The sequence below is a fragment of the Neobacillus sp. PS3-12 genome (genome assembly GCF_030915385.1).
Lineage (GTDB): Bacteria > Bacillota > Bacilli > Bacillales > Cytobacillaceae > JAEVLT01.
Window position 1 is genome coordinate 3,910,735 of sequence record NZ_CP133268.1, and the last position, 25,207, is coordinate 3,935,941.

The following is a 25,207-nucleotide window of genomic DNA, read 5'->3' on the forward strand; positions in this document are numbered from 1 at the left end:
TGTCGGTTTTTAAGTTGCTACCCATTAATATAATAATAATAATTATATATTTATTAACTATTTACGTTCTATTTGAATTAATAAGACATAAAAACATCCTGCATAGAACGTCGTTACTTTCATGTTTTATCTTTTTATTCAGTCTTAGTATTGCTAGTTTTATTAATTTAAAATCATTAGGTACTACAATTATTAAGATTGGTGGGATAATTTCTATCTTAACATTAATAGTCGGTTTTGCTTTGGGATATTTAAAAGGTGACAATATTGACAAACAAAGGGTTCGAGATGTATTAATAGTGTTTTTAAGTTGTTTTCTGATCGCCTCAGTTATAATTGGATTAGCCCTAATTATTCAATGACTTATTGTTCTAGTTTTATTATTTAGAAGTTCCTTTCGGGTAAACAACTTTATTTCATTATGTGTTCCAAGGATTGTGATTGTATGTTTCAAGATGGATTTCCAAACTATATGAGAGATGATGTAACTAAAGCAGTTAGACTTATTCCTCATAAGACTTATAATAATGGGGTGTCGAAGGATAATATTCAATATTATCAAGATAATAACGTGATACGGTTTCCTTATCGTATCTACTACAATGATATTTCAGATGAAGTTATAGACAATTTAAGTGTACGACAAAAAATGATTTTGCATTGCATCTATTCAAGAAGTTGTGACGGGTTTGTTCGCCAAAAGCATTTGTATTCATTGCTTCTGATGGATTATGAAGATTGGGCTATCCCTTATATCGTAAAAATATGTGATGAATATGTCTTAGAAATATTAGAAATGACTTATGATATTTTAAAAGAACAGGATACAAAACGGATAAAGAGATTTTGTCTTGAAAATATTGTTCAGTTTTGTAAAAGCTATAATAGAATGATTAGCTATTGGAACGAATACTATAGATATAGATACAAAAATTTCCATCATTATGTTGGCAGGAAATTATTTAGAGAATGTTTTGGTTACTCTAGATCAATGGAACGGAGGAAAAAAGGGTAATAAATACTTATGGGCAGGTCGCTTATTTCTCATAATCATATTGAATCTCATTGATCCTTCAAAAAAATGTCGGAGAGTTTGTAAAACAACACACTTAAGCTAAAAGGGGCGATGCTTCAACAACGAAGGATCCCTTTTCGTCTATTGAACGGTCAGGATTGTGGAAGAAAAAACGAGAAAATTTTAGTAGTATTATTTATAGATAATCTATTTCGACTATTCCTTATAAGTATAGCTATAACTTTTCCATACGTATTCCACAATAGGGCGCAATTCTTTAATAAGAATTGTGCTCTTTCTTTTGGATGGGTCATTTTATAGAAGAAATAGTTTTTAGACGTTCATAAGATTAACTTATATTAATTTATAATTAATATGATATTTTCTTATTATTTGAATAGACGTAATATTGATAATTGTAAGGAATAACAATTGAAAAATAGAAAGGAAGGATAATAATGCCTTTTATTTTTAAAGCAATTGACCATATTCAACTAGCTGCTCCAATAGGTAGTGAAGAAACTGCAAGGGAATTTTTCAAGGGTATTTTGGGCTTTGATGAAATAGAAAAACCTAAAGATTTAAAGAAACGTGGAGGAGTTTGGTTTAAATTTGGAAATTATCAAATACATATTGGAATTGAAGAACCGTTTTCTCCAGCTAAAAAGGCACATCCTGCATTTGAAGTGGAAAATATAGAGGAATTAAAAACACATCTTATAACAAACGGTGTTAATGTTATTGAAGATGATAAACTCCCAGGAGCTAAAAGGTTCTATATTTCAGATCCTTTTGGGAACCGTATAGAAATATTAGAGTGGGTCAAATAATTAGGAATTTTATATCGTTTGAGAAATTCTAGTTCAATTTGTGTGGCACGATTTCAGCAAACTTTATAAAATTATCGTTCTTCCGCAAACTGGCCCTTATATATAGTATCAGTCCTAAAACGATTGATAGAAAGCACCTTTTATCAATGATTACATGTAACCATAGAAAAGCTTTTAAGGACTTGACTTGGAGCCTCTGTGGGCATGATTGGTCTTGAAAGGCTGAAGCCGTTGTTTCATCAGGCATACAAGCCTATCATACCCACCCCTCCAAATAAAGTCCTATGTTTGTTAACGTTAAAAACTATAATTTCTTACTATATATAATGCTTCTACAAAGATACAAATATGGCATTTTTCGTATCTTTACTTACGTTGAATACGGTGAAAAATCATACTACATATAAGGGCGCGATTGTGGAGCAACACCGGTATAAATGATCAAACTTTTTTATAAAATCTAAACTTAAAACTGCTAGATAAGCATCCATTTTGAACAATCTTTTTTTCAAAATGGATTTTTGTATTTAACGTAAAATATGGGTTTGTGAGGTGTTTTTGATCAAACTTTGTTTCAAAGCAACAACTGGCAGTTTTATGAAGCAACAAAAAAAGCTCAATTACTCAGCAAATGAGAGATTGGGCTTTTTATTTATGGAATTTCAGTAAGGTTGTAAATTTGTGTTTTCCTGACGCTACCCAAGGATGGATTAAAGTTAAAACTGCATCATTCGATAAACCCTATGTTTGCTCTATCCTTATCTTTCTTGCTACTAGCAGGTTGCAATAATGACAATTGAACTGCACCTCAATTGTTAGACACAAGTAACAATTGGAGGTGCAGTTCAATTTGTAGGTGGGGATTATTTGTCGCTTACTCCCCTTTAACACCTACGTTCCCCAAATGCAAATATACCCATCGATATGTTCGGAGAATTTAAACCCAGTTATATATTATGATATAACCCCATCTTCTAGGTTTCTCCATAGGTGATGGGCTTCCCTGGCAATATGTTCTAACAAATCTGGTGGTGAAGTTGTAATGGCGGCACAATGCTTGATTAGATCATCTAATTCTAATTTAAATACTTCTAGATCCTTAGCTTCTTTAATAACCATTTGCTTAAAGGTGTTTAAAACTGGTAACATTTCATTGCGCGGTTTTCGTATTATTGTTCGGAGTGCATTTGCTTGGAGAAATAACCGCTCAAACTTTTGCGTCATTTTTCTTACCCTATCATGAAGTTCATAATTTGATACATCTAAATAATGGTGTATGTAACCAAGATGATCTGCCATTTGCCTCAACCAAAATGTACTTTCATGTATGACTGCATCCGCTGCTAAAACATGACCACCACTTTGTATTAATTTAAAAACCTTCTGGGATTCTTCAGCTTCCCGTATCATGTGATCAAGGAGTGATATTGGCGTTGAAATAATGACTTCACAGTGCAAAGCCTTATCCATAGTATGGATAAGTGAACTTCGAAATTCACTTGTAGCATGTTCAGCTTCATTAATCAAACCACCGAGATCTCCCTGTTTCGACTCAGCCTTATTCCATATCCTTCCCAAGCGCTGAATCATATGCTGATTTGCACGGGCTAATTCCAATTCATGATGGCTTATTTCCCTATCAAAAAATCGACCATGGTCATAATTGTTTCGCAACCAAAAAGCTATTATCCCATAGACATCCCTTTCATAGTTATCTGTATAACTCATAATCCCACTCCTTTCCTGTTAGTAACTACTAATATGGTTCAATTTTTCCAAATAAATCAGAAGATTTCTTAGCTTCTTGGATCAGTTTTTATCATCAAAGCTGAATCCAAATTTTAAAATAATGGATTCTTCCATGTCTCTAGACGTATAACTGATTCCATCCAGTGAATGAAGGGAAAAAGCATTATCTCTGTATTCAGTCCTTATAAGGTTTCATCAATTGGATTATACTCACCTTCTACATCAATTATGTTAAGGGGATGGCAAAATTTTTAATGAGAATCCACGTTAAGAGATCTTTTGGGAAACAAAATAATGATTTGGATGGCGTTTGTAAAACAAGCAAATCCCGATTCTTCCAATAAGAGAATGATCTTCAACAATCGGGCGCAAGAGTTGAAAATGGGGTTGTAGTGGCAATCCCTTTTTAATTGCACTAAAGGTTAGTTTAATGGTTGAAACTGAAAAAATATAATCGTATGATAAAGATTTTTCGTTTTTCTAAATTAAAAAAGAACTGAAGTGTATTCAGTTCCTGATTATATATCTAACAGTCATTTTTTTATGAATCTAAACTAGTTCCTTTTTATTGCAGCATAAGGAAAAATAGGGTCTTTCAGTTCGAACTCGTATGTAATACCACTCACATATCCTAATACTTTTTCACTATCATAGAGTTCAAGCATAAATCCAGCCATTTCTTTTGCGGTATGATACTTTGGTACAACCCCCTCTAAACTAAATTCATCAAGACCTAAAGCGTGTTTTGCAAATTCTGTTTCAGTTGAAGCAGGCGCTAAAACTTTTACTTTCATTTTTGATCCAAGTCCTTTTAGTTCCTGAGCAAGCCCTTCTGTAAATGCACTTACATAAAACTTTGTAGCACAGTACGTAACGGAATCTTCAATAATCCGATATCCCCCTGCTGAAGAAACATTAATCAATTGCGCCCCTTCAATGTTTAAATAATCACGTACGTAAAGAGAGGAAAGGATGGTTAGTGCTTCGATATTTAAATGAAGCATGGTCTCTATCTTATTTAAATTTTGATCTCCAACAGCAGCAAAATTACCAAAGCCTGCATTATTAATCCACGTCTCAATTTTGTAATCTCGAAGACCCTTGTAAAGATCATAAACATTTTTAGTAACGGATAAGTCAGTGTTGGTAATGACTACATCTAAATTTGAGTTTATTTTTGCAATTTCTGATTTTAATCTCTCTAGCTCCTCTTTTCTACGTGCTACAAGGACTAAGTTTTTTCCACGAGTGGCAAAAGCTAATGCGGTTTCATAACCAATTCCTGAACTAGCACCAGTAATAACGGTATATTTCATGTTAATCCCTCCTAAAATTGTTAGAGAATTATCATTAATTTGGTAATTGATGTGATTCGAATTCATTATACTGGTTAGAGTAAACTCTAAGTCAAATCATTTTTATGTTTTATAAAAATTATTACCAATATAAATCTAGATATTCTGTATACAGTGAAATGCCCTACACCTTTTTAAGCTCTGACAGGGGTTTGAGTTAAACAATAAAGTTGCGGTTGCAATCCTCTTTTTTCTTGCACGAAACTAGCTAATAGAAGCTTAGTGATCTTCCACAATCGGGCGCTTGTGCGGCCAAGCTTAGGTCGTATCATATAACGGGTGGGATTCCCGTCGAGTAAGAACTAGCCATTCGCTCGTAGCAAGTCTTGGAGGACTAAAGGTAACTTTAGTCTTTAAGCGTAGACAGTTAGGTGGCGGGCCGAAAGCCAATTGGTTGAAGGGATTGAGCTCCATAATGATTGTAAATCGAGAGGGCTGATGCTTTAAGCGCTGCAGAAAGCTACATTTTATCTTTCGTTAAAGGCAAGAATGGTAAAACCTCTCTGGAGTCATAGACCTTGGCACGTTATACATTGATATGATACGGCAACTTGGGAGACCCTACCGGTCTTTTCTTTTTTTAGAAGAGTATGGTGTACAAGCGATAAAAAGCAAGGAAACCAAATGCCGATGTAGGGAGTCGGATAGCAGCGTAGTACCAATGAAGTTGGGTAACGCCGATGGAGGAAAGGCTAGCTACCAGTTATCACCCTTACTAGGGACACATTTACTACACACAGAGGTAGGAATAATAAATGGAAACAAAACTACTAAGGATAGCAGAAATAGCAAAATCGTATCCTAAAATGAAATTTACATCTCTGGCACATCTATTAAACAAGGAAGCATTGGTTCAATGTCATCATGAACTGCCCAATAAGAAGGCAACTGGAATTAACGGTACCACTAAAGAGCAATACGGTGAAAATCTGGAAGAAAACATAATGGATTTACTAGGTAGGCTTAAAAGCAAAAGTTATCGTCCTGTTCCAGTAAGGAGAATGTATATTCCAAAACTTAAATCAAACAAGAAAAGACCATTGGGAATACCGGAACATGAAGATAAGATTGTTCAAAAGGGCATTACGAAGATACTAAATACCATATATGAGAATGACTTTCTAGACTGTTCTTTTGGATTCCGCCCAAATCGTAATTGCCATGATGCGTTGAAAATACTGAACTATTATATTGAAAAGAAGTCAGTAAATTATGTAGTAGATGTAGATATTGAAAGATTTAGCGACATTAATTTAGGACGGAATAAAGTCGTTTAGATGTTTTAATAGCTAAAATTCTTCTATATACTAGCTTATTCGCAGTTTTACTCTTTATTTCGTTATGTTCCTGTTCGAGCACCGTAAGGTGTCTGAAAAGAACTGATTGAATTTCCCTTTAGCCCCATAAGTGTGCGCATTCTACGCATTGGATGTTGCTTTGAAAGTTCTTTTAAATCCGTAATTGTAATATGTAAATAAATTTGAGTGGTGGATAAACTTTTATGTCCAAGTAACTTCTGAATGGATACCAAATGAGCCCCCTCTTGAAGAAGGTGCGTAGCACAGGTATGCCTCAATTTATGCGGAGTTACGTTTTTCTGAATTTTAGCTGTTTCTGCATATTTTTTGACCATGTATTGGATTGCGCGTGGAGTGAGTGGCCCACCTTTTTTGCTTACAAAGAGTTCTGGTATTTCACTAGTTCTAGATACCAAGTACTCTTCAAGGGCTTCCTCAACGATGGAATCAAGTGGTACGTACCGTTCACGGCCTCCTTTTCCACAGATAAGAATTCGTTTTTCAGTGAAACTGATATCTATTAATCTTAAAGAACAGATTTCACTAACCCGTAAGCCGGCAGAATACATTAACGTAAGAATAACCCGATCACGCCGTCCAAGAATCGTAGTGGTATCTGGTTGTGAAAGAATGTCTTGCATTTCCTTGTTTTCAAGGACGTCCGGAAGGCGCTTTGGTGTATCCAGTAACTTCGGCCACTTTTTACGTTGATCTTGTTTTGATTCCAGTAGTTCCATCAAGATAAGAAAGTCAATAAAAGCAGAAAGAGTAGCCAACTTCCGGCCGATCGCAGCTGAGGCATTCTTTCGTTCAACGCGAAGATAACGAATGTAATCCACAACTAATCTAGATTTTGATGGATTATCCACATGTGGATAATGAACAGCGCAAAAAGTATTAAATACTTTTAGGTCAATGGCATAAGCTTCAGCTGTCTTTGGACGGCAACCTCGTACCATTTGTGAATATTCTAGAAATTCTTGAATCGAAGAATCATTCATCATCTTTATGAGCTCCTGACAAAGGTGGTATGTTTTTTCGTAACAAGCTAACTGCTTTTCTAAGATCTTCAAAATCTGCATGGGCATAGGGAGTTGTTTCCGCTAATGTCTTATGTCCCAAGGCTTTTGCGATTACCTCAATTCGCCCGCCTCGTTGAATAAGGTGAGTAGTAAAAGTGTGTCGAATTGTATGAGGGCTCACAGGTTTTCGAATATTGACGACTTCAGCATAGTGTCGAATACGTCTCGCAACGGTCCAAGGTTTTATTCGCGAACCCTGAAGATTTAATAAGAATGGACCGGATTTTTCTTTTCGGTATAATCCAAGATATTGTTTAAAATCATTCAAAGCAGCCTTTGGAATGGCAACTTGTCTGTCACGTCCTTTGCCTTCACGAACATGAACCCACCCCTTTTTTACGTCTACATCTTCGATGTTCAGATTACTTAGTTCCCCCACACGAAGACCAGTGGAATATAGAACAAGAAGTGTCATATAGTCAGTAAAGCCTTCTGGTGAAGAACGGTCTGGTGCGGATAGTAAAGACATCATTTCATTTTCGGTAAGATAAGCTTGTTCTTTTGTTTTTTTTGGAACTATTTTCAACACCTCCAGTGGATTGTCCGATCTCCAACCTCGATCCATGGCATAGGAAATAAAAGTACGAAGGTGGGACAAGTTTTTATCTATTGTACATTGAGAAATTCCAGCCTGTCTACGTGAGCTCAGCCAGCGAATTACGTCCACACCTCGCAATGCTTCTATGCCGTTTTCAAGACAGTTAGCACAACCAATAGCAAATCGTGTTAGGCTAAAGCGGAATTCCTTAATTGTTCCTTTTGTGTATTTATTCAACCCATTTGCCGTTCGAAGGAACTCCTCAATCTGTTCCTCAAGCTTTCCAAGGAGTGGTTCAACAATAGGCATCGTGACAGTGTATTTTCGTCGTAAGGTAGACATGAGTTTCTTTGAAGTTTTATTCGTTAATTGTAGCTTCGGTCGCTTTGGAACGGTCACTTCATTAATAGGATGAGATTCTAGTGTAGATGAGATCTCGGGATTTTCTATCCTTGCATAATGTAGTGTGGTGGTAATTTTCTTATGACCTAGCCAATCTTTTATCTGAAAAATGTTTCCCCCTTGTTGGAAGAGGTGTGTGGCACAAGTATGCCGTAACTGATGAGGGCGTAATGGTTTGGTCCACATCTTAGAATACGATTTAAAGGTAACTCCAATTAAATTACTGTTCATCGCTTCTTTTCTCCAAGTAAGAAACAGAGGTGCATCCATATCCAGGTTCTTTCGTGATGCCAGATATTCCTGAAGTAATTCCAGAACTTCACCAATAAGAGGAACTCGTCGATCTTTACGTCCCTTACCCGCTCGGATACAGAGTACCTGTTCATCCCAAAGAACATCACGAAGTAGAAGATTAGCAACTTCACCAGCTCTTATGCCGGTGGCATACATAAGAGCGAACAATGCCAAATTTCGTTTTCGTATAGGGTTAAACTGACGCCTACTTAAACAGGAATCGATTTGTCTTCTTAACTCTTTAAGGCAATCTTGGATTTCAGCTAAAGAAGCTATTTCCGGTAGTTCTTGATGAGCATCTAGATTAGTATATGACAAATGGGAACCAGGATTGTCCATGCGGTATTCCTGTTGTTCCAAGTAAGTAAAAAAGGAACGAACTTGACTTATTATAAGATTCCGGTATTGAAGAGATTTTTCTTCTGTCCGTTCTATACAGTAGTTTTCCAGATCTGCAAGAGTGGCAGATTCAATGTTAAGAGAACGATCTTCAAGATATTTAATTAGCTTTTTTAATTCCCTCCATGTACCTAAAACGACTTGAGGAGTATATCCCCGAATGATAGTCTGATATTCACGATATGTTTCAATAATAGAATCCATAATAATTTCTCCTCTAAAATAGATTACAAGATCTTACGATCTTATGGATAAATAATTTATTATGGTTCTATCTTATATCGCTAAAAAAGGATTCTTTGACAACGTTGACCACACATGGATGATGGAGTTCTTAAAACTGCGAATCGCTGACCCTAACCTATTAAGGATTATTGGTAGGTTTCTTAAAGGTGGATACATGGAAGAAGGTAAGAAATATAAAACAGATAATGGCACACCGCAAGGAGGCTTATGCTAAGCTTTGCATAAGCCTCCTTATGCAAAGAAAGTAATTATGCAAAGTAATTAATAAAAAAGCTAATTTATCAACTCTTTTATTCGATTTACTTTGCATAATATCCGAAAATGATATATGAGCCTATGCTCAAAAATTATCATTTTTGGGGGAATACTTATGCAAAACGTCCCACTAGCTCAACTAATTAATGATCTAGACCAGGAAATGATTCGACTAGGTTACACTATAGGCACCATGAATTTTTACAGAAGACGTTGGGAAAACCTTCTTCAATTTGCAAAGGAACGAGGCGAAACATTTTATTCAGAACAATTAGGAATTGATTATGTAGAAAAATACTTTCATATTCTTGAAAAAGATTTGAATGGAACTCTTTCACAATCTGAGACTCAAGAGCTTCGTGTCATTAGAATGATTGGTAATTTTCAACTGCACCGTACCATTTTACGTCGATACTATAAACATAAGGAGATCCTTACGGATCAATATTTTATTCAAATTAGGAACAGATTTAAGCAATACTGTTCAAATAAGGATTACTCCAAGGTCACAATAGACCATTATGTAAAACAATCATCTCGATTCATGGATTATCTCTCTTCTCAAAAAGTTACAGAATGTAAAGAAATCAACATCACGTTGATTAATAACTACATCAAAACCTTGGCCGGTTATACCTATAAAACTGTTGAACAAAATATTTGTTCTATACGTGCTTTTCTTAGATTTCTTTTGGAAACTGGTGAAATACAGACAGATTTAGCTGGAAAAACACCAATGGTTCAAGCAAGAAAACAGACCCGTATTCCATCCGTATGGACAGAAGATGAGTTAAAAAAACTAATCGCAGCTATTGACAGAGGGAGCCCGAAGGGCAAACGTGACTATGCAATTATTTTAATGGCCTGCTGCCTCGGTTTGCGATGTAAGGATATTAAAAATCTTAAAATAGAGCACTTCCATTGGGAAGAAAAGAGACTTGTTTTTACACAATCAAAAACTAGACAGCTCATATCTCTTCCATTGACACCGGAGGTGGGCTGGGCGGTAATTGATTATCTTAAATACGGTCGTCCTAAAGTAGGCTGTCCTTATATATTCGTAAAGCATATGGCACCATTTGGTCCGTTTTCAGAAGAGGACCATTTAAATCAGTTAATCAAAAGGTACATGGAATTTGCGCACATTCCAACACTAAAAAAAAGAAGAGGAATGCATTCTCTCAGGCATACAATAGCCAGTAAGCTTCTAGAAAAGGATACCCCACTTTCTACTATTTCAGATATTCTTGGGCATGTCGATACCAACTCAACATCAGTTTATCTAAAGGTTGATATCAATAAGCTTAGGGAATGTTCCATAGATTTTGAAGAGGGCTCTTATCATGAATGAAATTATTTATGAAGGTCCATTTAAGGACCATCTCAAAAATCATGTGGAACTTAAACAAGCCATCGGATACAAATACATTACTGATTCACATCACCTAAGACGTTTTGACAGATTTACATTAGAAAAATACCCTCATGCCACAGAGCTTACTAAGGAAATCGTTCTAGACTGGTGTAGAAAAAAGTCTTACGAGTCACAGGCAAACCAATGTTCACGCTGCTCAATTATTCGGCAATTTGGAAAATATCTTGATTCTATTGGAGTTAAAGCATATATCATTCCCAAGGGATATTTTCCAACTGAAGAACAATATATACCATATATTTATACAAGCGAGGAATTAACAAGGTTCTTTGCCGAGACGGAAAAATGCAAATATTGTTATGAATGTCCACACAGACATCTGATAATGCCTGTTTTCTTTAGAATGATTTATATGTGTGGGTTGAGGGTATCTGAAGCAAGACTTCTCAAAGTAGCTGACGTTGACATTGAAAACGGAATCCTCTCCATAAATAATTCTAAAAAGGATAATAGTAGGTTAGTACCCATGTCCATGTCCCTTACGGAACGTTGTGGGCTTTATGCAAAAATTGTACATCCATTTCCAAAAGGAGAAGAATATTTTTTTCCTGCACTGGATGGCAACCCGATGACGTTAGGAAATGTATATAAAAACTTCCGTCGGTTTTTATGGAGTGCAAGAATTTCACACGGGGGAAGAGGAATGGGCCCTCGTATTCATGATTTCCGCCATACTTTTGCAGTCCATTGTCTCAAAAAATGGGTGGAACAAGAAAAGGATTTAACGACATATCTTCCAATACTTAAAACGTATATGGGGCACGATTCTTTTGAGGAAACTGCTTATTATTTGCGTCTTACCGCAGATGTTTTCCCAAAAATTACATTAAAACTAGAAATACAATACCCAGATATTATCCCTCTATTAGGAGGTGTCACCGATGAAACCTTCTAATTTTGCGAGGCATCTAACAGAATTCCTTTCGGTATATCTCCCATCACAGAAAAATGTCAGTAAGAATACCGTCCAATCATACCGTGATACTTTTAAACTATTGATAAAGTACTGTCAGGAAGTAAAAAGTATCTCGGCCGAACGAATTACACTAGAATTGCTTTCATGCGAACTGCTTAATGGCTTTTTAGGATGGTTGGAAACAGCTAGGAATTGCAGTATTTCAACTAGAAACCAAAGACTTTCAGCGATACATTCCTTTTTTCGTTATGTACAGTCCGAGGAACCTTCCGGTTTATTCCATTTTCAAAAGGTAATCGCAATTCCTACTAAAAAGGCAAACAAAACTGTAGTAGAGCATCTAACCCCAGAAGCTATGAAATTACTTCTTGAACAGCCCGACAGGAGCTGTCCGAAAGGACGGCGAGATCTAACATTAATGAGTGTTCTATATGATACTGGAGCCAGAGTACAAGAATTAATTGATCTTAGAGTCAGTGATGTAATCCTGGAATCACCGGCAGTGGTTGTATTAACCGGAAAAGGAAACAAAACAAGACGTGTTCCTCTTATGAAGAATACCATATCATTATTGGAGCGCTATATTACTGAGAATAAACTGGATAAACCTTGGAAAAATCAATATCCCCTCTTCTCAAACAACCAAAATAACAAACTAACAAAGGAAGGGGTCGCCTATATTATTTCAAAATATGTTGAGCTATCAAGGAAAATATCAACCATTGTACCTCCAAAAGTAAAACCTCATATGTTTCGGCATTCGAAGGCCATGCATTTATTACAAGCAGGAGTAAATCTCATATACATTCGTGATTTCCTTGGACATGAAGATATAAAAACAACAGAAATATATGCCCGAACCGATACTGAAACGAAGAGAAAAGCAATTGAAAATGCTTATACCGATTTAATTGATGGTAATCTTCCTGACTGGAACCAGGATCAGGCTCTGCTTACTTGGCTGAACGAATTAAAATAGGTCAGAAATTATGCAAAGTAAATGGAAAATAAACTTCTATTTTTAGAGCTTTAGGAAGTTTACTTTGCATAATATTTTACTTCGCATAAGGTGGAGTAATATCTCCGATATTGGCCAATATATACCTTCATTATGTTCTCGACCTATGGTTTGAGAAAAGGGTTAGGAAACAGTGCAAAGGCCAAGCATACATAGTGAGATATGCAGATGATCTTGTTTGTTGTTTTCAATATAAAAGTGAAGCCGAGCAATTCTTTCATTCATTACAGTTGAGATTAAAGAAATTTAATTTAGAAATAGCTGAGGATAAAACCAAAATTATTCCCTTTGGACGGTTTGCGGAGCAAAATGCAAAACAACAGGGAAGGAGTAAGCCAGCAACTTTTGACTTCCTTGGGTTTACACACTATTGTGGGAAAAGTAAACAAGGGAAATTTCGGGTAAAACGGAAATCGAGTAGGAAGAAAGTCCAAGGTAAATTAAAAGATACGAAAGAATGGATGAAGAAGAATAGGAATAAAAATATTCATATAATCATGGACAGATTTAGACGCTCGCTTATTGGTTATTACAACTATTATTGCATCACTGATAATATCTTAAATGTTAGCAACTTCAAGTGCAAAATCGAGGACTTACTGTTTAAATGGCTCAACAGAAGAAGTCAAAGGAAATCATTTACATGGGATAAATTCAGATTGTTTCTTGATAAATATCCACTACCTTCACCAAGAATCAAAGTGAATATATATGATTTAAGAAAAGAGATTAGCTATATTCTGTAAATGATGACTAGGAGGAGCCGTGTGCATTGGAGCAGCCGTCAAGGCTGAAAATCTTATGGAGTGAAAGTCTCCTGTTGTCAATTGACCGATTCAGACAACTAGCATATCCGATGCGTGAGGAGGTAACAAATCACGTTCTGCTCGGACGTAAAAGCCGTAGCTGCCTATATTACTCAGAGAATATAAGGTAGGAACAGTCAGTACGGCAAGCAAACCTAGAGGCCAGAAGGATTTAACGAATACTGCAGTCTCGAAATGGCTCCCCCTTCAGAAGCTGTTGAAGGGAATGTTGCGACTCGCCGACCCAATGGTGCACTGGGGAAGGCCGAAGCCCTGTAGGAAGAAACGGTTACATGCACTATAGGGGATGCCGGGATATGGGCTCTAGCATCTAGGGAATGATTTTCAGAGATAACGACGGGAAGGTCCTACTTCCAGTTGGGGCGACAACAACCAGCAAAGACCCGTCATATAAGGTACCACCGAAATTGACAGGAGGATTTAGGACTGACGGATGAGGTCGTAGTAGCTAAGAGGAAAAGGTAATTCTTTTCTAAATATGTAGAAACATATTTCAACAATGGTAACACCAAAGTTGAGCAAAGGACCTCTGGGCACTTGGATGCCAAGGGATTGTTAGATAGGACACAGAGCCTTATTAATAAAAGTTATTCGTCCCGATTTGGCTAATAATGTAGTAAACCTTGTTATTGATGGGGGAATATGGGTGTCGCCATTTAATCCTAGGATAATAAGGGAAGGCTCATTTAGTAGAAATCCAAGGTCAGAACCGGAACTCGGGAAATCCGACCGTCCGGGATCGCAAGGGGGGCTTCAGGAAACATGGCTTTAATTAGTGCGCGCGCCTGAATTCTATCCAGACAATAGTGCAAGCACGGTTCTGGGAGGGGGGCGGAGTCCAATTTACCGCAAGGTAGAAAGGCTCCCTTCTACTCGACTACTTGAATAAGAACAACAAAAGAATGCAAAACCGGATATGTAAATTCATGAGTGGCAAAAATGATCGCTTGTATGTCTTCTTGCAAATACTTGTGAAAAATGTTAATCTACATAAGAATTATTTTTGTTCGGTGTAAAGGATAGTATTAGGAAAACTTTTCGTCTTGATGATCACTGAGAGCAAGGATAGTAACACAATGTGTGTTTTTACACACTAGGAGGCAACAAAAATGGAAAATGGTAAAGTAAAATGGTTTAACAGCGAAAAAGGCTTCGGATTCATCGAACGTGAAGGTGGAGAAGACGTATTCGTTCATTTCTCAGCTATTCAAGGCGAAGGTTTCAAATCTTTAGAAGAAGGTCAAGCTGTAACTTTCGATGTTGAGCAAGGTCAACGTGGAGCTCAAGCAGCTAACGTGCGTAAAGCTTAATAATAAAACCAAACTCAAGCAGGCTCTTTATAGAGTCTGTTTTTTATTTATCTTAAAAGCAAGGAACCCCACTCACGAATGAGTAGGGAACATGTAAACAGTAAATCAAATGGTAAACAAAGTGTATCACATAATCACGAATTCTCCCAATTACCTTTGAATAAAAATTTTAAAGTGCTTTTGTAGAGATTGCTGAAATTGTCACTCTTTTTTGGTGTAATTCAAACGTTTGCTTATCTTCAAGAAGGGATTGCAATCCCTTTCCTGTTGTGTTATCGAGGGGTCATAGAAACAGTATTGAAGGTTTTAATCTGTTTTCATCCTATGTGGTGCAGCGCAATTTTGCGCTGCATGGTGACTAACGGCGGCATTCCTTTAACCAGGGATACAAAAATTTTTTATTCGAGTAAAGGTGCAAGGATAACATAGAAAGTATCAAAGGAATAAGTCCAATCGTTCTGTTTGATTTGAATTTGAATATTATTAAAGATACGTTAATTACATTCTTTCCAGTGATCATATCAATCGATTAAATAACAGGGGGAAAAATTTATATGGATAATGTATTAAAAGTATCATCAAAATCAAATTCGAATTCAGTTGCAGGTGCAATCGCAGGCGTATTAAGTGAAAGAGGAAATACAGAAATTCAAGCGATTGGAGCTGGTGCTTTAAATCAAGCGATTAAAGCCATTGCGATTGCAAGAGGATTCGTAGCTCCTAGCGATGTTAATCTGGTTTTTGTTCCTGCATTTACAGATGTTTTAATCAATAATGAAAATAGAACAGCAATCAAATTAATTGTAGGTCCTAGAAAAAAACGATAGTACTGCGTTGAGACGATCAATAAAAGAATTATTTTAAAAACATTCACCTAATGCTATAGCTTGTTGTGCTAACGAAGTGCTTTACTTCAATAACGATATTCAGCAATCGGGCGCACTTCTTTAATAAGAAGGGTGCTTTTTTGAATTTTGGGAATTAAAATGTAAAAGCACCATATAAAACTATGAAAGGAGGAAAGTTTTAAAATGCAGATAATGAACAAATATATCCGTGCGAATGCGAGTATGGTTTATATTATGACCAATAATGAAGTAATGAATCAAATCATTGCCTTTTACAGGGATATAAATGGAATGCTCTCCTTTGCGGGCTCCTATCAAACTTATGGTAAAGGTACTGGTACAAAGGAAGTCTCCACTGCAACGGCAAACGATGGTGTCGATCCCCTTGCATCACAAGGAGCCCTAACTTTGTCACACGATCAACGTTTCCTCCTTGCCGTAAACGCAGGCAGCCATAGTATTAGCAGTTTCATCATTACTGAAAACGGTATCCCTGTTCTCGCGGATGTTAAGCCATCAGGAGGTGCCCAGCCCAATAGCGTAGATGTGTTTGGCAATCTTGTCTATGTTGCAAATGTAGGTAATGCTGCTAACAATTTTGCTTCGAATATCACAGGGCTTTTCATTGATAATAATGGTCGCCTTACTTCTATTCCTGGGTCGACTCATTCACTCAGTACCTTCAATGCGCAGCCTGCTCAGGTTCTCTTCACCCGAGATGGTAGTAAAATTCTGGTATCCGAGCTTACTTCAAACCATCTCAGCGTGTTCCATGTAAAACAAAATGGTACAGTTACAGAACCAATCGTTAATGATTCTTATGGGCAAGGACCATTGGGTGCTTATTTTCTATCCTCTGGAATCCTCTTAGTTACTGAAGCAAATTCAAATGCCCTGTCATCCTATTCAATGAGCAACGATGGGAGCCTTAATGTAATCAGTGGTTCTGTACCAAATGGATATAAAACCGCATGCTGGGTTGTAACAACAAGAGATGAACGTTTTGCATACATTACCAACACTTTAAGCGGCATCATCTCAACATATCGAATTGAATCTAATGGAGCACTGTCAGTGGTAAGGCATATTACCAGTACATCGCCAGGTACAGCACCAGGTCTGCCGATGGATGTTGGAGTAAGTAAAGATGGACGACACTTTTACACCCTAAACGGAAATCAGGGTACAGTCTCCGTATTTAGCATTCAAGATGATGGTAGTCTGGTTAGATTGCAGGTTGCAGCTTGGACCGCCATTCCTTATCTTGGTTCGCAAGGATTAGCTATTCTTTGATTTTTTTAAACCAATTATTTTTGGTGGAATATAGATTAAAACAAGGCTGCTGACATAAAATGCGGCTTTAGCTATGAAAAAACATAATAAGCATCGATATTGGAAAGGAATGAACTTAAACTACGGGGGTTTTTAGTAAAATAGACTAAGTTTTATTTTTAAAGCCTATTCTCATTTTTACCACTATTCAACAATCGGGCGCAATTCTTGAGTATAGGAGAGAGTAATGGTGAAATATACTTGTCCTTGCTGTGGGTATAAAACATTAGATGAAGAACCACCAGGCACATATGATATTTGCAGTATTTGCTTTTGGGAAGATGATGGTGTTCAATTTCGAGACCCTGATTACGAAGGAGGGGCAAATGATATTTCATTAAGACAAGCACAGCAGAATTTTATTAAATTTGGAGCTTGTGACGAAGGTAGCATTAGGTTCGTTAGAAAGCCAAATAAAGAAGATATTAAAGACCCAAATTGGAACCTTTTATGAGTATCCATTTGATAACTGAAATATATTTCTTGTTGTACTAAAAGGGGCATTAATTAAAGAAGAAATCTAAAGACCGCTGAATAGTAGGTCTTTAAATTTCTATACATACAGAACGTTAGTTCGTATATAATGGTATAAAGGGAGATGATTCACTATGACAATACATGACCGTGGTAAAATGAAATGGCAGTCTGCCTCTTTTATACCGCTAGTATTCGAAATGACCAGTGAAATGTTCAAAGATCAGGCTCGGACTCCTAAGCCGTTATTAGACGAAAATCAGACGGAAGAGTTCGACCTGCGGATAGCTTATGCCACAGAATATAATAAGGCAGTGAAACTAACCGTATGGGATGAAGGATTTAATCACGACATTACTGGTCGTGTTCATTACGTTGATCCGATAACTCATGAACTTCGGATTGAGGTGAAGCCTGGAGAAATCGAGCGGGTGCCATACGATAGTGTAGTCGGAGTGAAGGTTTTGAAATGATTATACTTGAGTCAACCTTTTCTATAGGTTGGCATTTTTTATTAAACTAAAGATACAGTTTGGTGGAAGAAAGGATAAATTTATTATTAGGCGCATTATTTATTGTTTCATAAATATAAAAAGGGCAAATTACCCCAAATTACAAAAAAAGAGTATTTATATAGAATTATCTTTTTAGAGTTACATTACAAGGAGGAATCTCAATATGTTGGAAGGATTAATTAGTTACGGGATTCTGGCATTAATTATTGGTGGTGCATTATTTTGCTTTTACAAAGCTGGAAAAAAACAGAAGAATAAAAAGCAGTTCTTTTTCTCTAATTCTTTGGGGATTAATTTGTTGGTGTTACCTCTTTCTTTTTTTATTGGTGGAATGGCAACCGACTCAGGCGATGAGTCTCTTTTCTGGAGTGGTTTTTTGTTTGTACAAGCGATTCCATTACTTATTCTGTTGGTTAGTATAGTCATTCTGTTGGTTGGTAGATTTAAAAAGCAGTAGGAGATAACGAACGGGCAGCTTAAACGGAACAGGGAGTTGCAGTGTTAGCAGCTCTTTCTTATTGAAGTAAAGGGTGCATTACTTGAATATCCTGCTGCCAATTTTGGCAGATTGAAAGCAATTCTCTTTAAGGGGAATTGCTTTATTTTGGTATAATCCTATCCAATATTCATTTCATTTTCTCTTCTATAGGATTCTCATCTCAACTCATCCCAATATAAAAAGACATACTCTGGTTCATGCTCTTTTTTCATCTCATCAATACTTGCGATTATATCTGAAGGTTTCTTTTTATTCGTACGTAAAGTATTACTAGCGTTCTGTTTTAAGTCCTTTTCATCCATGATATACACTCTCCTTTTAGCATAGTTTGTGCCCTGCCCCTCTTTTTATTCTTGTTGTTACAAGGAATGTAATCAGGTGAAATATCCAAAATAAAAGAAGAAAAATGAGAATAAATTATAAAAAGGCGATTACCAAGTTTACGCTAATATGTATGTCTTATGCTGCTTTGTTCATTTCACCCGTGCAAATAGAGGCGAAAGGAAAAGAACATAAAAACGATTCGTGTTTGTATAAGAGAAAATATTGTGAAACATTTCACTTAAAGTAACGGTGCAGATTAGCTTAAGAAGGAAATAACTACTTTATGTTGAAATTATCCCTTAAATTAAAAAGTTAATTAAAAGTATACCCCTCACTAATGAGGGGTATACTTTTAATTATCTTGTGCAAGTTCTTTTCTATTGGGAGCAAGTGGTGGCTGTTCTAACCATTTGTTTTCTACCATAATATCGAACCAATTTTTTGTCAATGTTAATGTTTTTAGAATTGTCTTTTCATAAACGACAGCTAGGTCTGTTCTCATGGCTCCTGCTAGACCTGTACCGTAATATACTTGTGCAGTTTGACCCAAGAACCCCATATGATACAACATTAATTTATCTGAAAAAGGAGAGTCCTGTGACGTTGTAACCTCTGATTCCCACGACATTGGAACGGGCAAATTATCCTTGTGTAAAATACTTGCAAGGGCTTGTATGTTTTCATCTGCCTTTTTTCCTATTTCCTCTAAAAATGTTCTTATTTCTTCCGATTCAGCGACTTGACTGAACCCGATTGAAAGAGTTTTTGCCATAATGCTTTTTTTAATATTAAGAGAAATACTGATTATTTCTGTAGCAGATAAAAGTCTCCCTTTTCCGAAGAATCCATCAGTAAAATCTTTGGTGGAAATATATTCAGGGTTCTCTTTAGGATAGAAATAGGGATCTCGTTGGAATTTTCCTTTTTTAAGCAATAACTCAATGGTTAAATCGTACATCCTTTTTGCATCATTATCACATGAATTGTAAAATTCACGTAGGTCCTTTCTAACAGAAACACTTAAAGCAGTGGTATGACCTAACAAACCATGTATCGTCATTATATGTAAATAATTTAAGCAGAATGTGTCAGAAAACAATCTCTTTGCACCCTTATTAAGATCGGACTCAGTAAATCCATTCGGAACTGGAAAACCATCTTTCTCCATGAAGGAAACAAGCTGCTTCTTTTGCTTTTCCCATGTCTCAATGGCAATTTCAAAAACATTTTTCACCTCTTCGTCTTCCAAAATATAAATCATATATTTATTTACTATCTCGATCATCGTTCCGTTTATATACTCCCCCCATAGTGTTCCAATTTCGGAAGACGTAAGTTTTAAATTATCATTTTCCATTTGTTCTCACCTCTTCCGTATTTTTTACTGACTCAGAAATAGTTATGCGTTTCCTTGGACTTAAACCTTTCAGTTGATAATTGAGCAGTTTCTTGTTGAACGAACGGGGGCGTTTCTACAATAAGCGGAAACGCATTTTTCTTATTGAAGTAACGCCCCCAGTTTAGTTCAATAAGAAAATGCAAGTTTCAAAAGAAAAAGCACCTTTCTAAGTTTGCTTTTTTCTTTCATTAAGAAGGGGGTTCAATTTGTAAGGGGAACTTGATTATCTTTTTAGACTTTTAAGATGTATTTCAAAAAACTAGATAGTAAAATACCGATTGCTAAACCAGGAATTACACAAATCATTGGAAGCCAAACAGGGCCGAATAATACTCCGAATATCTGAAAATTGGAGGAAAAAATACATCCAACAGTAACAAAATAAGCTGCAAATACAAACGGTAAAAAGGAGTATCGATCCTTTTCTCCTCCAGCATCTTTCCAAGCATCCCACATTGCAAAAAAATATAAACAAGGATAAAACATCAACCAATGAAAATCTGCTTGTTCAATTGATTTTTTAATGTTTCCTTGGAAACTTAAAAGGATGATCTTGTTAAAATTTGATTTTCCGTTAATAAAAAATTCTAATATTATAAACAGAATTCCTTTAATCAGTTTTCCATTCAGTATTTGACCAAATCCCGGAAATGCAATACTCCAAAGTAATTTTTCCACTTTATTTTGTTTTAAGATATTCATTTTACATTTCCTAAATTCCTTTGCTAATTCTTTTCTTTCTGCTGCAATCGGAGGATATCTATCCATCCATTTTGATTATATTGGCTCCAAAGTTGTGAAACTTCTGAGGATTTTAATTCTACTTTATGTACTTCTTGCATTTATCAATCGTCCAAAATAATTCTTCAGTGATATATTTTCCAAAAATATGGAAATTAGCAAAATGAATTTCAACAAATATCGACATATTCCATCATTGCCATACTGGAGGGTGGTGTAATTACCTAAAAATGTATATATCTGAATTCAACTTGGTAATTTATGAATTGGAAACGTTGTGGATCACTTATCAGGAAAAAACTTGTCTTCTCTGAATGCTGGAATACTTAATCGCGCCTATTTCATGCTTGGACCATTCTTGAATAAATAAAAGAAATAATAGAAAATAAAATACAAGCATTAAATTTTACCATGTTAGTTTAGATACTGCTGATAAAGTATACCCACCAAAAACATCAAATATTTTATGGTTGGCAGCTTTGTAAGCTTTGATGATAAATAAAAAATACACTGAATGTAACTTGATATAGGAGTGGAATAGATGAAACGTATATCGATTTTAATTGCTGATGATGAGGAGGAGATTGCTGATGCGATCCATCTAGAAAAAGAAGAATATAATGTCATTAAAGTACATGATGGGCAAGAAGCCATACAAGTTATCCAGATAAGGAGATTTACTTCAATAACGATATTCAGCAATCGGGCGCATTAATTGAATAAAAAAGATTTAACGCCATCTTAAAGTTAGTGGATAAAAAGGGCTTTTTTGCGCGTATGGAGAATAATTACAAGAACGCCAATTAAAGGGAGACTTGAATATGAATAAAACGGAATTAGTAAATGCTGTTGCAACACAAGCAGAACTAACAAAGAAAGATGCCACAGCAGCTGTGGATGCATTATTTGAAACGATCTCAAATACACTTGCAAAGGAAGAAAAAATCCAGTTAATTGGATTTGGAACATTTGAGGTACGTGAACGTGCAGCTCGAACCGGTCGTAACCCACAAACAGGAGAGGAAATTCAGATCCAAGCTTCTAAAATTCCAGCTTTTAAACCAGGCAAGGAATTAAAGGAAGCTGTTAAATAATAGTTCGCATATCTATAAAACGGCTCTAGAGAACATTCCTTAGGGCCTTTTATTATTGGGCTAAGTAGGAAGGCTATCAACAATATTCTGAACAAGTCTGTTTGAATAAATTTAAACATTGATTTTACTACATTTCTACTTGTTCTGGCAGAGTGTACTCTGATTGAACGTAAAGTCAATTATTTGAGACGGTTGGTAGATCAGAGTAGTACAAGTTAAGTATACTCGTGAAAAGGATGAAGGGTTGAGAAAAATATGGAATTATCCCAATTACTAGAATAAAATTATAAATAAGGTAGATTAAATATTGGGGTGAAATAATGGGAACACCTTTACAGGATACAAAAAATCTTTTTGATTCTATCTTTTCACATAAACAAAAACAGCAAGTTGTGGATATCTTAAAAGAGATAAATGAAAATATTAATGAATATAAGACTGATTTTTTGTGGGGGTTCGACAAAGAAATCGGAGGAATAGGTGGATATTGTTTGCCATGTGATCCTAAACTAAATCCTTATCCAGCAGGAGAGTATAGAAAGTTATTTAGACCTTTGCAATATGCTCGGTCAGAAATAGAGATTATAAATGTTCATTTTCATTCAAGATACACTGTTATATATTCTGGAATGCATCTTGAGGAAGTGGTACGAATTGTATTAAAAAGGAAAAAAATTTTAGGGATTCGGTATTTTAATTCAACCTTAGGAAAGGCAGCACATATTTTAAGCAAGGAACAGAGCATACCAAGGTTTTTAATTGATGGATTGTTTTACTTTGTGAAAAACTATAATCTATCAAAGCATGAGGTAAATATGGATGAAGAAAGAGAAAGACTTTTCATTGCTGATGATGCAATAATTTGTTATTTAGCAGCAAGAATTATTGGCCATGAATTACTAAAACTAATTGAGCATGATTCGACAAAATATATTTACTCGATAGATACAACTGAATTTGTATTTTAAATTTTTCAGATTGATATATTATGGGAAATTTCCTATGTAAAGGAGATTCCATAAAAGTAATACGTTCTTATTTGGTGAAGTATAATCCTTGAAAAAAAACTAAATTTTAACAAATTCTCGTACCTTAACAAAATTTAAGCATTAGCTCTTATTCCACAATAGGGCGCAATTCAGCAGCATGAATTGTGCTCTTTCTTTTTATTTGGGCCATATTGTTGAACAACATGTTTAATTAAAATTTGGTAATGCTGAAGAGAATGTAGGGGTTTTCACTTAAATAAAAATAGATTTAGTTGGACAAAAAATTGTGGTAAAATTAATTTACAATAATTTCAAAATATAATAAATATAGGGAGAGGAAAGTGGAAACAAAGTTAAGCGTTGAAAGTGAAGCCAAAATTTACAGGGTAAGAACTCTTATTTTGTATTTACTTGGTTTTTATTTTGTTTGGGCTTTAAAAGAATTGTGGATAATTAATTACTTTCAGTTATTTGGTGGGACAACCTATGCTTTATTGAATGCGTTGGCTAAGGTTTTGGTTTGGATCGTTCCAATTTGGATTTATGTAAAATATTATCTAAATATCAACCCCATGAATTACTTTAATATGAACATCAATGTAAAAAAAGGATTGATTTGGGGAGTCATTCTTTCTTTACTGGTTGGTTTGTATTATACCATTGTAGTTTACCTTGTTAATCATAGAACATTTCATTTTTTATTGCCGTTAGATGACTATCTTGATGAGTTCCTTGTTGTAGGAATTACCGAGGAGATGGTGTTCAGAGGGCTTATCCTAAAAGAAATAAGTAACAGAATGTCTTTTTGGAAAGCAAATGTTATGACATCCTTATTATTTTTATTAATACACTATCCGATTTGGATTCATCATGGTGAATTTTTTAACTTTTGGAACCATCCTTATATTTTTCTTATTGGCTTAATCTTTGGTTTTATTTATAAAAAAACAGGCTCATTATGGTCGGTCGTATTATTACACTCATTTTACGATTTATTTGTTAATATGATGTAACACATTGAGCTTTATTCAATTAAAGGGCACATTTCCAGAGTATGGATATGCGCCTTTTCGCATGAAAGGGCCATTTTCTGGAAAAAAGTGATTGAGCAAAGTATCGAAATTTGAAATAATTGTTATTAAGATGAAGATGCAATTCGCTTAGGTTGAAGGGTGTAGTTATTATGATAAAACTTAATGAAACTGATTTTGATAAAGTAATAAATGTAATAGAAGGTAAAGCGAAGACCGTTCCAACTTTCTCCTATTCAGTGTTGAATAATTTTATTAGGGGAATTGTTTATACGGATTCTAACACTCCTGAGACGGTACTAATTGGAACAGAATCCGGTATTTATTTTGTTGCTGGAAAAGAAGATAATCAAGAGTTTAATGATTTTCTTTTTGATTTGTATTGTCAAAGAAAAAGTAAGAAATTGCGATTCACTTTATTTTCTTCAACTGAATATTGGAATTGTTTAATTAATGAACAATTTAAAGATAATATAAAACAGATGAGCAGGTATTCTTTTGTATTTGATAATAAGAAACAATTTCATGATAAGAACATATTGGTTAGTGATTATTTTATTAGGAGAATAAACGAAGAATTAATAACAAATAGCCCGGAATTTAATGAGGATTACTATAAAGAATATTGGGGATCTGTTTCTAACTTTATTAAAAATGGTTTCGGTTACTGTATTCTTCATAAAGGAAAAGTGGTTAGTGAATGTACTTCAATTTTTTCTTCACTTCAATTCTCAGAAATTGATATTGCAACTCACGAAGATTATAGAGGACTAGGATTAGCATCTATTATTGCAAAAACCTTTATAGGTCACTGTCTCGAAAATGATATAATACCACGCTGGGATTGCGACATATTAAATAAGTCATCTATAAGATTAGCTGAAAAATTAGGATTTGGAAATCCTGTGAAGTATTCAATTTTTGTATAAAAATATTTATTCTTTTATTCCAGAAAAGGGCGCCTTTCTTGAATAAAAAGGCGCCTTCATTTA

General features: G+C 35.3%; 25 protein-coding genes and 1 pseudogene. 19 read left to right on the plus strand and 7 right to left on the minus strand.

What is annotated here, in order from left to right:
- Positions 1 to 445 precede the first annotated feature (445 nt).
- Positions 446 to 1,015, plus strand: a complete 570-nt coding sequence (locus tag RCG17_RS19865; RefSeq protein WP_308171815.1) for a hypothetical protein — start codon at positions 446 to 448, stop codon at positions 1,013 to 1,015.
- 458 nt (positions 1,016 to 1,473) lie between these two features.
- Positions 1,474 to 1,845, plus strand: a complete 372-nt coding sequence (locus RCG17_RS19870; RefSeq protein ID WP_308171816.1) for a VOC family protein — start codon at positions 1,474 to 1,476, stop codon at positions 1,843 to 1,845.
- A gap of 954 nt (positions 1,846 to 2,799) precedes the next feature.
- Here RCG17_RS19870 and RCG17_RS19875 read toward each other — a convergent pair.
- Together RCG17_RS19875 and RCG17_RS19880 are read right to left on the minus strand one after the other, a co-directional pair.
- Complete coding sequence (locus RCG17_RS19875; RefSeq protein WP_308171817.1) at positions 2,800 to 3,573, minus strand: DUF2935 domain-containing protein; 774 nt, start codon at positions 3,571 to 3,573, stop codon at positions 2,800 to 2,802.
- A 575-nt stretch (positions 3,574 to 4,148) separates the two neighbouring features.
- The gene (locus tag RCG17_RS19880) at positions 4,149 to 4,910 is read right to left on the minus strand and encodes an SDR family NAD(P)-dependent oxidoreductase (RefSeq protein ID WP_308171818.1); all 762 of its coding nucleotides are present in this window, start codon (positions 4,908 to 4,910) and stop codon (positions 4,149 to 4,151) included.
- A 794-nt stretch (positions 4,911 to 5,704) separates the two neighbouring features.
- Between RCG17_RS19880 and RCG17_RS19885 the strand changes: the two genes are divergently transcribed.
- Positions 5,705 to 6,226 carry a reverse transcriptase domain-containing protein gene (locus RCG17_RS19885; protein WP_308171819.1) on the plus strand — a complete coding sequence of 174 codons (522 nt, stop codon included), beginning with the start codon at positions 5,705 to 5,707 and terminating at the stop codon, positions 6,224 to 6,226.
- Between the two features lie 62 nt (positions 6,227 to 6,288).
- Here the strand turns inward: RCG17_RS19885 and xerA are convergent, their stop codons facing one another.
- Complete coding sequence (gene xerA, locus RCG17_RS19890) at positions 6,289 to 7,251, minus strand: site-specific tyrosine recombinase/integron integrase (protein WP_308171820.1); 963 nt, start codon at positions 7,249 to 7,251, stop codon at positions 6,289 to 6,291.
- Positions 7,241 to 9,166, minus strand: a complete 1,926-nt coding sequence (locus RCG17_RS19895) for a tyrosine-type recombinase/integrase (RefSeq protein WP_308171821.1) — start codon at positions 9,164 to 9,166, stop codon at positions 7,241 to 7,243. The genes xerA and RCG17_RS19895 overlap by 11 nt, the downstream gene beginning before the upstream one ends.
- Before the next feature lie 61 nt (positions 9,167 to 9,227).
- Between RCG17_RS19895 and RCG17_RS19900 the strand changes: the two genes are divergently transcribed.
- From RCG17_RS19900 to RCG17_RS19950, 11 genes are all read left to right on the plus strand, one after another.
- Positions 9,228 to 9,422, plus strand: coding sequence for a hypothetical protein (locus RCG17_RS19900; RefSeq protein WP_308171822.1), 195 nt, complete (start codon positions 9,228 to 9,230; stop codon positions 9,420 to 9,422).
- Between the two features lie 156 nt (positions 9,423 to 9,578).
- Positions 9,579 to 10,814: a tyrosine-type recombinase/integrase gene (locus tag RCG17_RS19905; RefSeq protein WP_308171229.1), complete on the plus strand. Its 1,236-nt coding sequence runs from the start codon at positions 9,579 to 9,581 to the stop codon at positions 10,812 to 10,814.
- Entirely contained in the window at positions 10,807 to 11,793 is a 987-nt protein-coding gene (locus RCG17_RS19910; RefSeq protein WP_308171228.1) for a tyrosine-type recombinase/integrase, read from the plus strand. Before RCG17_RS19905 ends, RCG17_RS19910 begins: the two co-directional genes overlap by 8 nt.
- The gene (locus tag RCG17_RS19915) at positions 11,780 to 12,793 is read left to right on the plus strand and encodes a site-specific integrase (RefSeq protein WP_308171227.1); all 1,014 of its coding nucleotides are present in this window, start codon (positions 11,780 to 11,782) and stop codon (positions 12,791 to 12,793) included. The genes RCG17_RS19910 and RCG17_RS19915 overlap by 14 nt, the downstream gene beginning before the upstream one ends.
- 98 nt (positions 12,794 to 12,891) lie before the next feature.
- A complete protein-coding gene (locus tag RCG17_RS19920) occupies positions 12,892 to 13,578 on the plus strand; it encodes a reverse transcriptase domain-containing protein (protein WP_308175893.1) in 687 nt (228 codons plus the stop codon).
- 1,190 nt (positions 13,579 to 14,768) lie between these two features.
- On the plus strand, positions 14,769 to 14,969 hold the full coding sequence (locus RCG17_RS19925) for a cold-shock protein (RefSeq protein ID WP_028401851.1): 201 nt from the start codon (positions 14,769 to 14,771) through the stop codon (positions 14,967 to 14,969).
- Positions 14,970 to 15,523: 554 nt separating this feature from the next.
- Positions 15,524 to 15,796, plus strand: a complete 273-nt coding sequence (locus tag RCG17_RS19930) for a stage V sporulation protein S (protein ID WP_308171823.1) — start codon at positions 15,524 to 15,526, stop codon at positions 15,794 to 15,796.
- A 204-nt stretch (positions 15,797 to 16,000) separates the two neighbouring features.
- A complete protein-coding gene (locus RCG17_RS19935; protein ID WP_308171824.1) occupies positions 16,001 to 17,110 on the plus strand; it encodes a lactonase family protein in 1,110 nt (369 codons plus the stop codon).
- 229 nt (positions 17,111 to 17,339) lie between these two features.
- Positions 17,340 to 17,603, plus strand: a complete 264-nt coding sequence (locus RCG17_RS19940; RefSeq protein ID WP_308175894.1) for a CPCC family cysteine-rich protein — start codon at positions 17,340 to 17,342, stop codon at positions 17,601 to 17,603.
- 154 nt (positions 17,604 to 17,757) lie between these two features.
- Positions 17,758 to 18,096: a YolD-like family protein gene (locus RCG17_RS19945; protein WP_308171825.1), complete on the plus strand. Its 339-nt coding sequence runs from the start codon at positions 17,758 to 17,760 to the stop codon at positions 18,094 to 18,096.
- A gap of 205 nt (positions 18,097 to 18,301) precedes the next feature.
- Positions 18,302 to 18,595 carry a hypothetical protein gene (locus RCG17_RS19950; protein ID WP_308171826.1) on the plus strand — a complete coding sequence of 98 codons (294 nt, stop codon included), beginning with the start codon at positions 18,302 to 18,304 and terminating at the stop codon, positions 18,593 to 18,595.
- A gap of 197 nt (positions 18,596 to 18,792) precedes the next feature.
- On the opposite strand, the gene RCG17_RS19955 is transcribed toward RCG17_RS19950, so the two are convergent.
- From RCG17_RS19955 to RCG17_RS19965, 3 genes are all read right to left on the minus strand, one after another.
- The gene (locus RCG17_RS19955; RefSeq protein WP_308171827.1) at positions 18,793 to 18,939 is read right to left on the minus strand and encodes a hypothetical protein; all 147 of its coding nucleotides are present in this window, start codon (positions 18,937 to 18,939) and stop codon (positions 18,793 to 18,795) included.
- Between the two features lie 374 nt (positions 18,940 to 19,313).
- Positions 19,314 to 20,318, minus strand: coding sequence for a DUF3231 family protein (locus RCG17_RS19960; protein WP_308171828.1), 1,005 nt, complete (start codon positions 20,316 to 20,318; stop codon positions 19,314 to 19,316).
- A 273-nt stretch (positions 20,319 to 20,591) separates the two neighbouring features.
- The gene (locus tag RCG17_RS19965; protein ID WP_308171829.1) at positions 20,592 to 21,062 is read right to left on the minus strand and encodes a hypothetical protein; all 471 of its coding nucleotides are present in this window, start codon (positions 21,060 to 21,062) and stop codon (positions 20,592 to 20,594) included.
- Between the two features lie 580 nt (positions 21,063 to 21,642).
- Here RCG17_RS19965 and RCG17_RS19970 point away from each other — a divergent pair.
- The 5 genes and pseudogenes from RCG17_RS19970 to RCG17_RS19990 form a co-directional block, all read left to right on the plus strand.
- Positions 21,643 to 21,768: pseudogene (locus tag RCG17_RS19970) on the plus strand (DNA-binding response regulator); the annotation flags it as partial.
- Positions 21,769 to 21,922: 154 nt separating this feature from the next.
- On the plus strand, positions 21,923 to 22,195 hold the full coding sequence (locus tag RCG17_RS19975; protein WP_308171830.1) for an HU family DNA-binding protein: 273 nt from the start codon (positions 21,923 to 21,925) through the stop codon (positions 22,193 to 22,195).
- Between the two features lie 320 nt (positions 22,196 to 22,515).
- Complete coding sequence (locus RCG17_RS19980; RefSeq protein WP_308171831.1) at positions 22,516 to 23,163, plus strand: hypothetical protein; 648 nt, start codon at positions 22,516 to 22,518, stop codon at positions 23,161 to 23,163.
- A gap of 362 nt (positions 23,164 to 23,525) precedes the next feature.
- Positions 23,526 to 24,197: a CPBP family intramembrane glutamic endopeptidase gene (locus RCG17_RS19985; RefSeq protein WP_308171832.1), complete on the plus strand. Its 672-nt coding sequence runs from the start codon at positions 23,526 to 23,528 to the stop codon at positions 24,195 to 24,197.
- A 170-nt stretch (positions 24,198 to 24,367) separates the two neighbouring features.
- Positions 24,368 to 25,144 carry a GNAT family N-acetyltransferase gene (locus RCG17_RS19990; protein WP_308171833.1) on the plus strand — a complete coding sequence of 259 codons (777 nt, stop codon included), beginning with the start codon at positions 24,368 to 24,370 and terminating at the stop codon, positions 25,142 to 25,144.
- Positions 25,145 to 25,207: the final 63 nt, after the last annotated feature.